Source organism: Chitinophaga sp. H8 (assembly GCF_040567655.1).
Taxonomy (GTDB): domain Bacteria; phylum Bacteroidota; class Bacteroidia; order Chitinophagales; family Chitinophagaceae; genus Chitinophaga; species Chitinophaga defluvii.
The window spans coordinates 1510365-1526812 of record NZ_JBEXAC010000001.1 but is presented as its reverse complement, the minus strand read 5'-3'; the positions used below and the strand labels follow the sequence as shown (position 1 = coordinate 1526812).

Sequence of the window (16448 nt, the reverse complement as noted above, 5' to 3'; positions counted from 1 at the left end):
TGCCGTCACTGTTTTTTCAAAAGATTGGTGAGTGCTTTTACAGGGGCGGTATCCTTTACGACCATTTGTTGATGAAAGGTCGTATTATTTCCTGCATCACGCTGATTGGCCGGTACAGCAGCCGTAGAAGAAACAATACCGACCAGATTACCGTATTTATCCAGTATAGGCCCGCCACTGGATCCTACCGCATAATCTGCGGTGATTTCCATACGGATGGGGGGACTACCTAATGGATTATACCCCGCAGCTGCCTGTTGCCCATCCACCCTGACATTTCTGGCTACTATCCCCTTGCTGAAATAGTAGAAATAGCTAAGCGGATGAGAGATGCAATAGACAGTAGCACCCACCTGTGCGGGTACTCCCAATGGTAGGGGGCGAAACTTTGTGCCATTGGTGTTTACCTGGAACACCGCAATATCATTATTTTGTGAATAGGCCAGTATTTTTTCGATGCGATACAACGCTTTGTCCACGGTAGCGATAAAGTAAATACTGTCCCTGTTTTCTTTGGTGGTGTCTTTACGGATGATATCCTGTAACACATGATAATTAGTTACACAAATCCCATCAGGAGCAATGGCAAATGCTGTGCCGGTGAGATCAAAATCCACCCTTCCTGTAGCTGTATCCGCCCGCTTCAGTTTACCCATAATAAAAACGCTGTGCTTTCTTTGGGCATAAATAGTTTCATCCGCCAGTATTTTCTTACCTGGCGGCAGGGTTTTGATATCGTATCCTACAGGTGGCGCTTCGTCTGTTAATAAAGCAGCGCTATCCTGCAAAGCCATCATGGTTTTATGTTCAGCACCGCTGCCGGAAAGCGTTTCCATCCGGAGTGCGCCGAAGAATTTCATATAGTCTGTATACATCTCCGCTGATACAGCTTGTCCGTTTACATTGGAAGCATATAAGAGGAAAGTAATACTGGTCATTAACAGGCACCTTTTTTTCATCATACCGTTTTAACTTTTTTCTCCAGCAATTCCAATATTCCTTCATTCCGGATGATCATCATCCCCTGCCGGTCGGATGTAATACCTTCTTCAAGCTTATAGGTATAACGGGGATGTACGCCATCCATTACCGTAGGCATATATGCAAAATGTACATTAGGCCGCCCCTTCAGCGCTTCGCCTACTTCGATGATATGCGTAGACACAATAAACAGACATTCCTGGTAGCCGGCGAATCCTTCTGTTACAGAGAGCGTGCCATCATAGGCATCTTTTACATTCGTACCTTTGAACAGCTCATCAAACAGCAACAACAGCCGTTTGCCGCTTGCAGCCGCTTCTGCCGCTTGTTTTACCCTGACCACCTCCGCATAAAAATGACTGTAGCCAAGACCGATATTATCCGCAACGTTGATAGAAGAGTACAATCCTTCTCTTACGGAGAACGTCATCTGCACAGCAGCCACCGGAAAGCCCATATGCGCCATGTATAAACCAATACCTACTGATTTCATGAGGGTAGACTTCCCCGCCATGTTTGCGCCAGTGAGAAACAGGATATTGTTGTTTTGCGCTAACGATAAATTATTGCTTACTGCCCGGTCAATACAAGGATGACGGAGGCCCTTTACCGAGAAGATATTCTTCTCCGCGGGTAGTGCCGTTGCATAATGTAACCCTTTAGTGAGTGCTACCTGACTGACTACAATATTTACATCTACTTCATAGATAAAAGCAAGAAGAATCTCCATTTCCTTTAACAACCTTGATTTAAGCAGATGGTCGTAGTATGCCAGTGTATTTACGGATAAGGCTTTGTAGATATCTACATTTCTCAGTTGTTCCAGCCGCTTGTCGGACAACAACTCCCGGATGGCATTTAATCGGGAGGTATAAGGACCTGCCGCTGGCCGGAAGGACTCCACAAAGCCATAACACCTGTTAAGTGTTATAATCGTTGCCTGCAAGCCCTGCACCTTCTTTTTATACCCTTCATCCCTGGTAAGTGCCGACAACCATTTTTTCACATACATACCTGCCAGCACCAGGGCAGCATTTTTAGACACCTCAACATCCAGGTATTCCTGCATAAGATGCAGCTGTTCCACATCAAAAGGAAATGCGGGAGCTGCCTGCTGAAAGATCTGAAAAATGCTGCTGCGTTCGTTGATAGCTGCCGCATCCGTTAATGGATGGCGAAACATCTTATCCAGCAGCTGTTCTCCTCCCCTTGTTTTGACGCGGCTAAACAAATGATATACGGAATCGTGCCTGAATTTACCCAGGAGATTCAGTTCATCCACTGTTTGTTTATCTGTAATGAAACTTGTGTCTGTTTTTTCCGATGCTGGTTGTTTCCTGCCATTCTCCAATGTTTCCAGTATACTTTCGTTACGGATAATGATCATTCCATGCCGGTCTTCCGTAATACCCTGCTCCAGCTTGTAGGTATATTCCGGTACGTGTCCATTCATAAGTGTAGGCAGGTAAAGGAAGTGAATATTCTCTTCCTGTTTTAAAGCTTCACCTGCTTCCACGATGTGGGAAGAAATAATAAACATGCTGTTGCGATGCTCCGCAAACCCTTTCGTGACAGCCACCGTGGCCTCATGGGCATCTTTTACATTGGTTCCACGGAACAGCTCATCAAACAAAATAAAGTAGGACTTCCCCGTACTGAGTGCCGCTGCTACCTTTTTTACCCGTAATACTTCCATATAAAAATGGCTGGCACCAATACCGAGATTATCCGGCAGGTTGATCGTAGTATAGATGCCGTCCATCACGGAAAACTGCATAGAACGGGCGGCAACCGGAAATCCCATGTGTGCGATGTACAAGGCGGTACTTAAGGATCGCAGAAAGGTGGATTTTCCTGCCATATTTGCACCGGTCAGGAAGATCACATTACCAGCGGTATCCATCCTGATATCATTTGTGACGGGGTGCTTTAAAGAAGGGTGATAAACCCCCTCCAGGTTTAATTCACCGGAACCTTTATCCAGCGCTTTAGGAAAAACGAACTTTCGCTGCATAGCCGTGGCAGCCACTGACATATATACATCGAGGTAATAAATATAACCTAACAACTTTTCCACCTGCTTTCTTTCACTGATCCTGAACAATGCATCATAGGCGGTTACAGCACTGTAAGAAAGTTTACCTTTAGATCGCTCCCTGAGGACGGGCTCAAAAGCAGCGTTATTAATCAGAGAGGCAATCAATTCACGCTCCATCGCATAGGCCTGGATATGTTTCACCTCCTCCTTCTCTATAAAATCTTTTGTCAAGTGGATAATCTCTATTACAGCGCCTACGCCATGCTGTATTTCCTTTTCGCCAAGTGTTGCGGTATTATTTTTATTCTTTGTGCTATCTTCCACAACGCTCAGGTATTTTTCTACCGCATCAAACAGCGAAGCATTATAAGGAAAGGGAATAGCTAACCTGCCAAAGTTTTCTATAATACTGCTGCGCCTGTTGATGGCTTCCTTATCCGACAAAGGATGACGAAAGATCTCCTCCAACAGCATTTCCCCGCCATGGGTATTGGAGCAGTTGTAGATATCATAAATACCACCGCTATTCCTTTTCCCAAAGATCCCAAGATCTTCTATGGTCTGATCGTCAGTTTGTAATAAAGTCATTTTCTGTATTATTAATTGCGCTATTTATTTTTCCTTCTTATCAGTAAAATGGTCCCCGCCAACAATATTATTACAGGCAATACCCACAGGCATATTATCCTTTGAACATATGCATTGGTGGCGCCTACTCTCAATAAAGTGTCTTTCGGGCTGATGCGGGTCATAGATACCGGGAATTCGTTATAAGTCAGCCAACTATATACCGGCATCAGGAAGTAGCTATTCAAATAGGCAGGGAGCCGCATATTACTTGCAAAGTCTGCATCCCCACAAACAACGATCCGTTGTTCTTTGTCAATTACCGTTCTTGTTAACTGAACAGTAGTTGAAAAGGAGGCTGCTTTAAAATCACCTTCTTCCGGATTAAAGGGAGGCAACGTAGAATCAATTACGATGTCCCCTTTCTTCAGCCAAACTCTGTCTGGCACAGTTGTCAGTAATGGTTTCACACTAAACGAACTGTCCTCCGTATAACTAAGTCCTGTTGCACCAGGCATTAGTACTTTTAAGGTATCTTTTTTTGATGTCAGTGATTCCCCAATCCAGGATAACTCTTTTTGTAGTTTACCACTGTAAGTAGTCATATACGGCACTATTTTATCAGGCGTTTCGTCATACGTGGGCTCCACCAGTTGTCCATCTATTAGTTGTACCCCCAGTTGTTTTAAGAATGGGTTCAGCACATACTGCTTTCCGGGTTCCCCCAATATGAACAGATTACCTCCGTTTTGCACATATTGCTGCAACTTTCCTCGCACGGTATTACTTAATTCCATTTTCGGATCTGCAAGTACCAACGCTGAAATAACTGCAGGAATATCCTGTACTTCCAGATTCAGGGTATCTACATTATATCCGGCATTCACAAGTGATCCCCGGCTGGATTTAGCTGCAGTATGCAGTGCATATTCCCTGGTGCCTGTTTTGCTGATGCTACGTTCCAGTTCTCCTGTAACAAAAAACACGTGCTGTATTTTATCCGGATGCAGTAACCGCTTAAATGCAGCAGAAACATTCGTTAAATCAGGCCAGAAAAAGGGATCATCAAAAGTGCGCATCCACGCTGTTCTTCCCCTATACTTTACCTGCATCACCACTCTATAACCTTCTGATTGCAGGTTTATCGTCTTTCGCATCTGTTCGGGGGATTTAAACATGGATAACCCGGCATCAATCTCATCTGCTTTGTACCCCGCCATTTCTTTGAGATCTTTATAGGTTACACTATCAAAATTCTGAGGATCGATATCATAGTAATATTCATACTTAAATACTATTTTAGGTTTAAAGCGCAGATATGGTTCCCACATATTTACCATATAATCCGCATTACGGGCTTCTGGCAATCCACGGTTCAGACCAGCACCCAGTAAATTGGTATACAATGTAACTTCCAGTGTACTGTCGCCCATATCACTGATCAATTGTTGCATCTCCTTGGGAATAGTATTCCGTTGGGTAGCAGTTGTATCAAAATATGCGGTAAGCACGGGTCTTGAGCTGATATACACCAGCACCAGTACCATCAGGCTCACCATCATATATCTGCCCAGCTTTATGTACCATGGCCTGGCCTCTCTGCCTGCTTTGAGCTTTATCAATGTAAACCCGACAAACATGACAGCCACCAATATAAAATAGATCACATCCCTCGTTACAATCAGGCCTCCCAGCATTTTAAAGACCCGATCCTGAAGAGAAAGAAAGTAGGTCAGATCCCTGACCAGGTCATATCGTTGCCATAATCCCCCAATCCTGCTAAGAGCAAAAATGATGATAAAGGTGCTGAGGGCCGAAACTATCTGGTAGCTACTGAGAGAGGACATAAACAACCCGATAGCAGAATAGGCACATATAAGTAAATATAATCCCAGTGCTGCAGACAATAACATGCCATAGTCCACATGTCTGATATTAATAACACCTATTAGCATAAAAACACCCAATATGGATAGGAGCAATACATTGTACAACATGATACCCAAATATTTCCCACATACAATCTGCCAGAGACTTACGGGGGAAGAATACAATAATTTAACAGATCCATTACTTACTTCCCGGCTGATGAGTCCCATCGTCAGTACAGGAATAAATAAGTATAAATTATTGACAACATTGTAGAAGACACCCCCCAATATAAATATACCAAAGGTCAATTCTTTTTCTCCTTTGAACTTCGGACTGTTTTTAAGCATAATTTCCTGCCAGTTAGCAACACTGTATAAAGGACCCGCGAAATAAACCGCACACTGTACCAGGAAAACGATCATTACAAACCAGGCTATAGGTGAGTAAAAAACGTGGCGCAGCTCATTTTTTGCTATTTTGAATATTATCTTCATTGAAGTAGTGTTTTAAATTCAAGGAAACATCCACCAATTAGCCGGCATCTATTTTCTTGACCGTCTTATCAGCAATACTGTTCCCAGCAATAGCATTATACCTGGGATGATCCATATATACACTATTTTCTGTACCGCAGCTCTGCCTGGACCCAATAAAACTTTGTTGTCTCTTGGAAATGGAATCGTTCCATAAATAGGAAATTGGTTGTAGCACAACCAGCTATAAAGTGTTTCATCGAGCTGACCTGTATAAATATTACTCATAAAATCTGCATCTCCACAAACAATAACACGCTGCTCTTTACCCTTTATACTTCTCGACAATTTAATGGCAATGTCAAAGGAATCCCGGCTGATATCACCCTCCTGGCCATTAAAAACAGGTGCTGTAGAATCCGTCACCAGCTTGCCCATCTTCAGCCATACCTTTTCCGGAGCCGGCTTGGTTAACGGCTTTGTGATCACCAGGGGTTTTATAATATAGCCACTATCTGCTGTATAGCCAATGGAGGTTCCTCCCATTGTAGCATAGGTTGACATATTTTCATAGTAGATATTGTGGGTCCATAAGTGCCGGATATACCGGAGGTTGGGATTATTGCATAGATTAAAGTAAGTTGTTGTAAAATAGGACCCTACGAGATCAGGTGTTTCATTCCGGGAAGGCTGTACTAATTGTCCAGGCATCAGTTGTACTCCCAGCTGACTTAATAAAGGATTGATTACATATTGTTTCCGGGGCTCGCCCATTATCAGCATATTGCCCCCATTGTTCAGATAATCCCTGAGTTTCCCCAGCACAACCGGACTCAGCTCCATTTTAGGATCAGCCAGTACCAGTGCCGTAACAGCTGCTGTATCTATATCCTGGGTAGCCAGGTTGATTGAATCAAGATCAAAGCCGATGTTCACCAGGCCCCACAGGTTGGAATATTCCCGCTCACCTCTTTTGTAAATACTGCGTTCCAGGTTACCACTGACAAATGCCAGCCTGGGCATTTTAGTACCCAATACACGTTTAAACCCGGCATTTATATATGGCTCCGTTGAGAATACCTCTATTTCGGAAGGAATTCCTGGCAACGTTCTTAGAAACACTTTCCTACCCTGGTATTTCAATTGCATCCTCAATGCATAGCCTTCAGGTTCCAGATCAACCAATTTACGAATCTCTTCAGGCGACTTAAACATGGCTGAATCTACCTGGTATCCTTTTGCCATTAATCCTGCAATCTGCCGGAGCGTTTTACCGGGAAATTTTTTATAGAATGTACTATCCCCTGGTCGCACTGCATAATAATATTCATAGCTGAATTTAATGCCGGGCTTAAAACGCACATATTGTTCCCACAGCGCCAGGTAGTTATTACGATTGCCGGGGAGGCCTATCATAACATTTTTCGGTTCATCCAGGAGATTTGTATAAAGTGTGACCTCCAGCAGACTATCCCCAAGTTCGTTTACGACCTTTTGCGTTTCGGGCCTGATCGTATTCACTTCCCTGTCAGTAGTATCCCAATAGCCAGTAAATAACGGCATAGATGCAACATATCCCACCAGCAAACCAGATAATATTACGAACAAGTATCTCATGGCTTTTGTGTACCAGGGGATGATCTCTCGCCCACCTCTCAATTTTAGCAGTGTAAACCCTACGAACATATATATAATCACCAGGTAGTAGATCACATCTTTGCTTTTGATCAGACCATTTATCATCCACTCCGTCCGGTTCTTAAGAGAAAGAAAATAGGTAAGGTCTCTTACAAAGTTGTACTGCTGCCATAATTGCCCCACAGACATCAGCATAGCAAGCACCGTAAAACTGGCAATGGCAGACACCACCTGATAAGAGGTCAGGCTTGACATAAAAAAACCGATCGCAGTAAGTGCAGATAATAAAAGATAAACCCCCAGCATTCCTGATAGAAATGGGCCATAGTCCAGTGCCCGGATGTCGGCAAACGCATTCACAATAAAAACGAACATGATCAAAGCAAGGAGCAGGTTGTAAATCATCAGCGCCAGGTATTTTCCCAGCACGATCCGACGCAGCTTAACCGGAGAAGAATAAAGCAGCTTTATGGTACCATTATGCAGTTCACGGCTGATGATATTCATAGTAAGCAGCGGAACAAATAAATACACATACTGTACTATGTTCAAAAAAAATCCGGGAAAGATAAAACCTGTTATCGAATTGTTTACTACAAATTCCAAATCAGGCCTTAACTTATAATCAAAATAAGCACCCTTGGCAATTGGATACATTGTTCCCGCATATAGCAAGGCACACATCACAAAAAATGTAATCGTGAGAAACCAGGCTACAGGAGAATAAAAAAGGTTCAGGAGTTCATTCTTCGCTATTTTTATGATCTGTCTCATTAAATACCTGTTTATGGTTATCTTATTGTGCCACCTGGATAGATAATTGCTTGAAAATATCATCCAGCAATCCTTTGTCGAGATGGATCTCCTGCAACCGCCAGCCACCGGCCACACTTGCTTCCACCAACCGTACGGAAATATCATCATGGCTGCCATCGAAATAAACCCTTACCTGCTTGTCTGTTAAAAACTCAACACTGTTAATCCCATTTATTTTCAATAGCTCTGTTGTGGAGGGTGGATGATCCATCCGCATCAGCATGGACTTTGCTTGTACATAGTTGTTAAAAGCGTCCATACTATCAGAAAAAACCACTCTGCCCGATTCTATCATAATGATCTCTTTGCATAGCAAGCTGATTTCGGAAAGGATATGAGAGGATAGCAGGATGGTATGTGTTTCAGCAATCTCCCTGATCAGCTTTCTGGCTTCAATCAACTGGTTTGGGTCCAATCCGTTGGTAGGTTCATCCAGTACTACCAGCTTGGGCTTATGGATAATTGCCTGTGCAATACCCACCCGCTGACGATAACCCCCTGACAGGTTTTTAATAAGCCGTGAACTGAAGTGAGCAATACCGCAGCGTTCTTTCGCTTCTTCGAGAGCAGATTTGATTTTATCTTTACTCACCATCCGCAATTCAGCACAATAAATCAGGTATTCATCAATCGTAAGATCAGGATACAGGGGAGGCACCTGGGGCAGAAACCCGATTTCTTTTCTGGCATCTTCAGGTGCTTGTCTTAGGTTGATACCATTAATGTATACATCTCCTTCTGTTTGATTGAGTGCACCACAAATAATATTCATGGTAGTAGATTTGCCTGCGCCATTAGAACCTAATAAGCCAATAACTCCCGGGTATGTGATCTCCATATTGATATCCCGTATAGCCCAGTTGCTGCCATATTTATGAGAGAGGTGTTCCGTTTTTAAAATCATACTGCTATTATTGAAGTGGGTAATAAAATCTTATTTCAAGAGGATGCACAATCGTCAATGGCATCGTGAAGTGTACCATACCGGCTTATCTCCCATTTTGTATAATTTTTGGATTATTAGCAATGATAGATGGCGCAAATGGCATGAGGTACCTGGGAGAATTTGCGGGTAGTGTAGCGATGACTGTAGTACCGTCATCCCCTATCCTTTGCAGTGTTTGTGCCAGCCCGCTTTCCCGGTTCAACCTTTTCAGGTCAAAAAGCCTCGTCCCTCCGTGGTAGAACAGTTCCCGCTGCCTTTCCTGTAGTACCGCCGTCAGTGCATTAATACCCGGATCGAGCGGCACATAACGGATCAGGCGTTTTTTTCTCAGCTGGTTTACCAGGTCTACCGCACCAGCAGCATTACCTTTCCTTGCCAGGCATTCCGCTTTTACCAACAGCATCTCTGCTACTGTAACACTGTAGTTAAACACTTGTGCCGTATACATTGTATTCGGGTTAAACCGGGTGTTGGCAGCGAAATTTCCGATCAATCGCATGTCATTGCTGTCCAGTAAAGTGTGCAACGAAGCACCAATAAAGAAACCACCTCCACCATATTTCTGGTAAAATGCATAATCAACACCTAACCTGCCAAGTAATATTTCGGGGTTTCTTGACAGGTCCAGTAAACTTCCGGGATGCACGTTGCCAGCATTATAATCTGTAAGCGCATTGTTGATTTGTAAGGCAGCATCTGCAGAGGTTTCTGCCTGTCCATAATTACCCATGTACAAATAGGTCTTTGCCAGCAATGCATATCCAGCTGCTTTGCCGGGATGCACTACGGTTTTCCCTTTATCGGGCAGATCGGGATTGGTTACTGCAGCATGCAGGTCGCCTAAAATCTGATCATATACCTGTTTTACAGTTGCTCTTGCAGGCAGTTCATTGGCATTAGGCATCAACACCAGCGGCACTGCCAGATCTGTTGTCATGGTGGCCTCACGGTAATCCGGGCCATAGAGATTAGCCAGTTGCAGGTAATACCATGCACGATTGATCAACGCCTGCGCACGTACTACATTTTTCCTTTGAGCCTCTCCCGCAGCGCCATCTATTTTATCCAATATGATATTCATTTGCAGGATACGCGCATAGGCACTATTGTACGTAATATCTGCATCACCTGGGTTCCAGACATTTGCATCCCATAAATAAGCATGTGCAAAATAAGCGGTCCTATCTGCGGCAAGCATAGCATCGCTCATCCCTACATCATCCGTCACCACATCTGCCAATACGAAATTGCATGTAGCAATGGAGTCATTATTTAACATTTCTTCAAAATCACTGACGGTAGTTGGATTTACTGCGGTGGTACTTGGCCGCACATCCAGGAACTTGCTGCACCCCGTAAGCAGCAAGAAAAGCAGCGTAAGTTTTGTGATCAGATGTAATATAGTATGTTGTTTCATATCACTTTTTTTCCGGTTTAGAATGCAGCAAATTCTATCATAGATACTCCTGTTGGCGGTGCACCCTGAACTGCTGTCACTTCAAACTTTATATATCTTCCTGATACGGAAGCAGGCAAATGAACCATCATATTCCGTTCGGGTACTGCGGCCATGGGAATATCTATTGTTTGTCCCGTATCCCAGGTTTGATTATCCATACTGGTATAAACTTTTGCCTGGCGGGGCTGCCATCCTGTTTCATATGGGCTATACCTGATCATAATTCCCCGGATCAGGTTCACCTGTCCCATATCTATGGTAAACCATTGTGGCGGAAGCCCGTAACCTTCCGGCAGTGCAGAAAGCCAGTTGGTGTAATATTTTCCATCCAATAGATTATCAATAAGGTGATAATTATCTGCTGAAACTGCCACTATACGCCAATTGGTACGGGCATAAATGATTTCAGGAACCGTTTCTACAGCAACATATACTGCCTTGTTTGCACCTGGGATCACTGCCCCCTCATCTTTCATCTGCAAAGGCAGCAGATATTTACCTGGTTGGGGCATACCGGAAAACAAAATCCTGAAACTATCCAATGCAGAATTCATTCCTCCCGGGGGAATGGTAACGGAGCTTTGGGCCAGGCTGAAAAATGCAGGTGGAAGCGCTGTATACGAAGTGTGATTGGCGGCATTAAATTTCTCAACAAGTGATGGCGCCAACGATATGCCGATCTGCAATGGTATGGTTGCAGCAGTATTTATGCTTGCACCAAACCCTGTTACATGCTCTAATAGTGTACCATCAGACTGCCTTATAAATTGTATGTACTGTATGCTGTCGCCCTGGCTGGGAATAGCGGAAGAAACTTTCGTGAAGGTGACTCTGAAAAATATAGTCTGCCGCAGTGTATCTTCCGGAGATAATCCTCCGGGCAGGGTAGTATTTAGGCGTACAGGTATGGTATAGGTAATGTCCGAACCTGTTAAATCCAAGCGGGATGCATCTAAAAGCACCAGTTTGATGGAATCAGCAGAGGTGGTAGCACCTGCCGGTATAGTTACCCCAGCGTTGGCAAAACCAAAAGCGCCATCCGGAAGTGCAGGTGAAGGACCAGGCGATTGTGCAAGACGGTCGTATTCACCTATAAGGCTGGTCTCAATCTTTGCGGTGAGTGTCACCTCTTTATCGTAGGCAGCAAAAAGTTTTGCAGCAAACGACATAGCTGTACCAGGCAGAATAGTATCGCGAAGTACCAGCATGTTTGTTGACAATGTATTATACCCACCCACTCCATTAACCGGATCTACGTAGGCTATAAACCGGTATGGTTCCAGGAAGTTATCATTCTTCACGCAGGCCGGAATGGTTAACCCTGCTGCTATTATCAAAACGCGCCATAACCAGGTAAATCTTGCTTGCATCTGTATTAAATATTTTAATCAGAAATTCATGTTTATACTGAACGAGTATTGTTTGGACATGGGCATTCCGATCTGCCCGCCGCTGGACACTATTTCCGGATCTACCTGTAGTTTATTGCGTTTCCAGACAATCAGGTTTTGCGCCTGGAATGACAATGTCAGATCTTTTATAAAGAAATCTTTCAACAGTTTCTTTGGTGCCTGCCAGCCTATTTGTATTTCCTGCAAGCGTATATTATCCGCGGGCAGGATACTGTTGGTCGAGTTCTGGATAATAAATGCTCTGGTATCCGTTGCATTTGTATTGGCCATCGCGGCAATATCTGTATACAGTTCATCACCTGGTTTTCTCCAGCGATCACGGATCAGGCTGCTATTATCCAATGCTCCGGAAGGAGAAGGTATATATTGGCGCATCACATGCCCCAGCTTGAATGCAATCGTTGCCCTTGCAAAAAAATCGCTAACATTCCACTCTTGTATCAATCCTCCGTTATAAGGCGCCCTGGTTACCCCATTATACACCAGAGCTGAAGCAAGTGTAGCGCTGTCGGGTGTTGCTGTTTTTTTCCCCTGCTCATCATAAATCTGCGGATTACCATTTGCATCCAGTCCAGCCCAGCGGTACCCCCAGCTACTTTCCGTACTGTAATCATTGCGGTAAGCCATCAGATAAGCAGGTGTCTGGGAATAGTTAACCAGAGGAACATGCTGTGCCATGTTCTTGTTATAAGCGCCATTCAGCGTAATTACGTATCTGAATTTCTCCTGTTGCACCACCTTTATCATCAGGTACAATTCTATTCCCTTACTCACGATCTCGCTGTAGGAAATCCGGGCGCCTAATCCAGTAGAAGGATCCGTGGGAACAGGGATACTATTGTTTAAGCCACTGACTACTTTACGGTAATAGCGAAAATCAAGCTGATATCTGTCGTCCAGCAAACCGATAGTAGCATGGGCTTCCATGTTGCTGGTTTTGGGAGGTAGCAATCCGAAGTTATTATTGATGGCCATGGTATAGGCACCATCTGCTTTAGGTGTATTGGTTTCCATCATCAGGCCCATTGCCTGGTAAGGACTGATTTGCTGTAATATAAAATCTGCATTCAGGCTGCTGATGGCCGGTACATGAAAATAAGTTTCCCCCGCTATATTATAACCTGCCCGCAGGTTTGTCTGTGGCTCCCCTTCCGGTGAACGGCCATAACTGGCAATCAGGTTCAGTAGTCCTTTTCTGAGATTTGCCCTTACATTAGCGCCTATATAGTCATTCGTACTATTAGTACCTGCTACTTTTTCATTTCCTTTAATGCTAACAGCACCGTGAACAAGATCCAGCATCAGGCTATTGGCTGCCAGCCCTATAGTCAGCTTTTGGTAAATATTCTGTACACGCTGCCCCGTTTGCTGGGCCAGGTTGTAGTTGCCTACCCAGATACCATAGTTGTTCCAGGCAGTTTGTAACGTACGTGTCCCCCCTATCTCTGTAGGTAAAGCGGGGATCTCCACACCGGTTATTCCGGCCGAAAGACTAAGCTCGCTCATCCATACAGGCGGGTGAAAGAAGGGGAGTTTGTATAAGCGCCAGGTGGCCTCCGCATTATAGTTGGCCAGCATGCTATATGGTGGATTATATCCATAGCTGGGATTAAACACCGCATTGTAATCCCCTTTCAGGATGTAGGTATCGTTAAAGTTGTACTTCACCCTACCGTTCCAGCCCAGCTGTCGCTGGATCGTAGTGCTTTCCTGACCGGGTGCAAGTAATGTATGTGGGAAATTGGCGGTAAATACCGGATAAATCGTATTAGGGTCCGCATCACCATATAGTCCATATACGCCTGGTAATTGCAAATAATTCCCAACACTGCTCAATGGATCAAAGGGTAATGAAATAAGTTGTCCTTTACCTGTTTGTGGATTATAACCATAAATAGTGTTATAAGCAGGCACCCTGACCATAGTAGAGGAACCACTTCCTCCCAATGCTAAGCTAAGGTCATGCTTTCCTATTTTTTTATTGTAAAGTAAACCGGATCGCGCGTTCCAGTTTTTGTCCGATGAAAAGGATCTTCGAAAGATGCCACCTTTAGGCACATGGAAGGTGATTCCTGTCAGCTTCCTGTTTGCATCCGTCGTAACCGTATTAAAAAGCGGGCTTGCAAAATCGTCTACCAGCTGCCTCGCCCTACTGCTTTCAGCATCCTGGTAGTCCTCCGAATTACTATTGGTGTTTATATACTGAAAAGAACCAGACCATCTCAAACCTGGGAGTAACTCCCAGTCCATGTTTAATTGTGACTCCGCATTCAACATTTTACTGATGTTGCTATTGAGCCGTGCATCCTGTAAAATATTTACCCCATAATTGTTGTAGCCTGCGTTTACCAATATAGTATTGGCTTCGGGATTAAACGCAGCATAATCATAGATATATCTGCCTCCGGGATCCAATAAAAGCTGATAAGGTTGCAGTGTAGCAGGATCCAGGCTGGTACCCTGTCTGGACCGGCCACTATTTATCCTGATATTCCAATCAGCACGCAGCTTATTATTAAACAACAAAAAATTATTGAACATACTTAACCCTATGTTACGGTTGTAATTATTCAGTGCATTCGTACGGCTGGTGCTATAGCTGCCCGCTGCGTTGAAACGCCAGGACGTACTACCTCCCGACAAGGTGAGCATCTGATTTTGGTTAACAACATCCTGCTGTAACAATCCTAATTGCCCTTCATTAGATAACCCGCCTAAAGAGTCCCATTGTGCCTTAAAACGATCCTGCGAAATAGTACCGGAACTTAGTTTGTATAACAGCAATTCGGCTGGAGGTTTATTGAACATAAACCTGCCGGAGGGGTCGGGAGTGATATATATAAATCCCGAATCGGAAGCATCCTTTAGATAATCCAGGATATCCCCGGAAGTAGCCATTCGTTGTTTGCTCCGGTCAAACCTGGGCTTGGGAGCGTAGTAAAAATTTGTATTATACCCCCAGCGTAGTTTCCCTACCTCTCCACGTTTGCTGGTAATCAATATCACGCCTCCCGCCGCACGTGGTCCCCATTTGGTCAGCATTTCGGGATCCTTGATCACTTTTACCGATGCCACATTGGTCATGGGATAATCCGCAGGAAAACCATCCTGTGGAAATCCGTCTATCACAATCAACATACCGGAAGTATTGCCACTAAAGCCGCTCACCCCTCTTAACTGTGGTATCAGCCCATTATTGTTAACAGAAGTGGTATAATTGACTTTATAACCCTGTTGTACTATGGAATTCAAAAATTCTTCAAAGCTGGTATTAGGGGGCAGGCTTCCCTCTCCAATCTGCTCATTGTATTTTTTTCTTAAATCTGCCAGTGATGAAATCTGCTTTCCATATAACGTGGCATTGCTCCCCCAATCTAATGATGATATGGTGGTTTGGCTTTGAGAAGAGTTTTGTAATGTAAGCCCGGGGATGGTACCCTGCAATACCTGCCCCAGGTTGAGGTGACTGCGGAACTTCATATCGATAGTATCCGTCCAGGGTATTCTTTTATGGGAAAAGTCCAGGTTGCTGATCTCTACTGTATTCAGGTCTAATGCTTCTTCCTGCATACTAACGTTCATGCTTTGCCCGCCAATGAATTTTATTGCTGTTTTTCCATAGCCGATGATCGTGAACTGTAGTTTATCACCTTTGTTGCCTACTATCTCGAAGCTCCCATCAGCCCTGCTCACCGCCGTTATTCTCTGGGACGCCTTTCGTGTCATATTTGTAATACTCACCCCAACCAGTGGTATACCCGCTGCATTATCTACCTTCCCATATATCAGCGAATCTTCTGCAACCGGTAGCATCCCCTCAGATGTTTCTTTCTTCTCTGCCACCGGATAAATCGTAATGATTTTGTTTTCAATATTGTAGGTGTATTGCCGTCCTTCCAGGCATATATCCATTACTTCTGAAAGTGCAGCATCTTTCACGTTAATAGATATCTTACCCAGCTTCTGGATCCATTCGTTCCTGTAGATAAAACTATAGCCGGTTTGTTTTCTTATCTCCTTAAACACTACTTCCAGGGACACATTGGTCCTGTTGATCGTTACTTTTTGAGCAACACTTTTGCTGCTGAACGTCAATAATGCAGTGATGAGTAAAATGGTGATCCGTAATCCCGGATAGCATCCTTTACAATAAGCTTTTGGTTGCATAACGCTACATTGTGTTTGACCGGTGCCTTATATGCCAGATATATGCATACATCTCCCTGTGCGAAAACTGTTAATGTCT

The 16448-nt window shown here is 44.1% G+C and carries 8 protein-coding genes; all 8 read right to left on the bottom strand.

From position 1 onward, the window contains the following. Nucleotides 1-5: 5 nt before the first annotated feature. Nucleotides 6-962, bottom strand: coding sequence for a S1 family peptidase (locus tag ABR189_RS05840; protein WP_354659518.1), 957 nt, complete (start codon nucleotides 960-962; stop codon nucleotides 6-8). Next, entirely contained in the window at nucleotides 959-3607 is a 2649-nt protein-coding gene (locus ABR189_RS05835) for a MutS-related protein (protein ID WP_354659517.1), read from the bottom strand. The genes ABR189_RS05840 and ABR189_RS05835 overlap by 4 nt, the downstream gene beginning before the upstream one ends. A 20-nt stretch (nucleotides 3608-3627) precedes the next feature. Then, a complete protein-coding gene (locus tag ABR189_RS05830; RefSeq protein WP_354659516.1) occupies nucleotides 3628-5952 on the bottom strand; it encodes a Gldg family protein in 2325 nt (774 codons plus the stop codon). Nucleotides 5953-6000: 48 nt separating this feature from the next. Beyond that, complete coding sequence (locus ABR189_RS05825; protein WP_354659515.1) at nucleotides 6001-8343, bottom strand: Gldg family protein; 2343 nt, start codon at nucleotides 8341-8343, stop codon at nucleotides 6001-6003. Nucleotides 8344-8365: 22 nt separating this feature from the next. After that, nucleotides 8366-9289 carry an ABC transporter ATP-binding protein gene (locus ABR189_RS05820; protein ID WP_354659514.1) on the bottom strand — a complete coding sequence of 308 codons (924 nt, stop codon included), beginning with the start codon at nucleotides 9287-9289 and terminating at the stop codon, nucleotides 8366-8368. An 85-nt stretch (nucleotides 9290-9374) separates the two neighbouring features. Continuing rightward, the gene (locus ABR189_RS05815; protein WP_354659513.1) at nucleotides 9375-10748 is read right to left on the bottom strand and encodes a RagB/SusD family nutrient uptake outer membrane protein; all 1374 of its coding nucleotides are present in this window, start codon (nucleotides 10746-10748) and stop codon (nucleotides 9375-9377) included. 17 nt (nucleotides 10749-10765) lie between these two features. Beyond that, nucleotides 10766-12160 carry a BT_3987 domain-containing protein gene (locus ABR189_RS05810; protein WP_354659512.1) on the bottom strand — a complete coding sequence of 465 codons (1395 nt, stop codon included), beginning with the start codon at nucleotides 12158-12160 and terminating at the stop codon, nucleotides 10766-10768. A gap of 18 nt (nucleotides 12161-12178) precedes the next feature. Further along, complete coding sequence (locus ABR189_RS05805) at nucleotides 12179-16369, bottom strand: SusC/RagA family TonB-linked outer membrane protein (protein ID WP_354659511.1); 4191 nt, start codon at nucleotides 16367-16369, stop codon at nucleotides 12179-12181. Nucleotides 16370-16448: the final 79 nt, after the last annotated feature.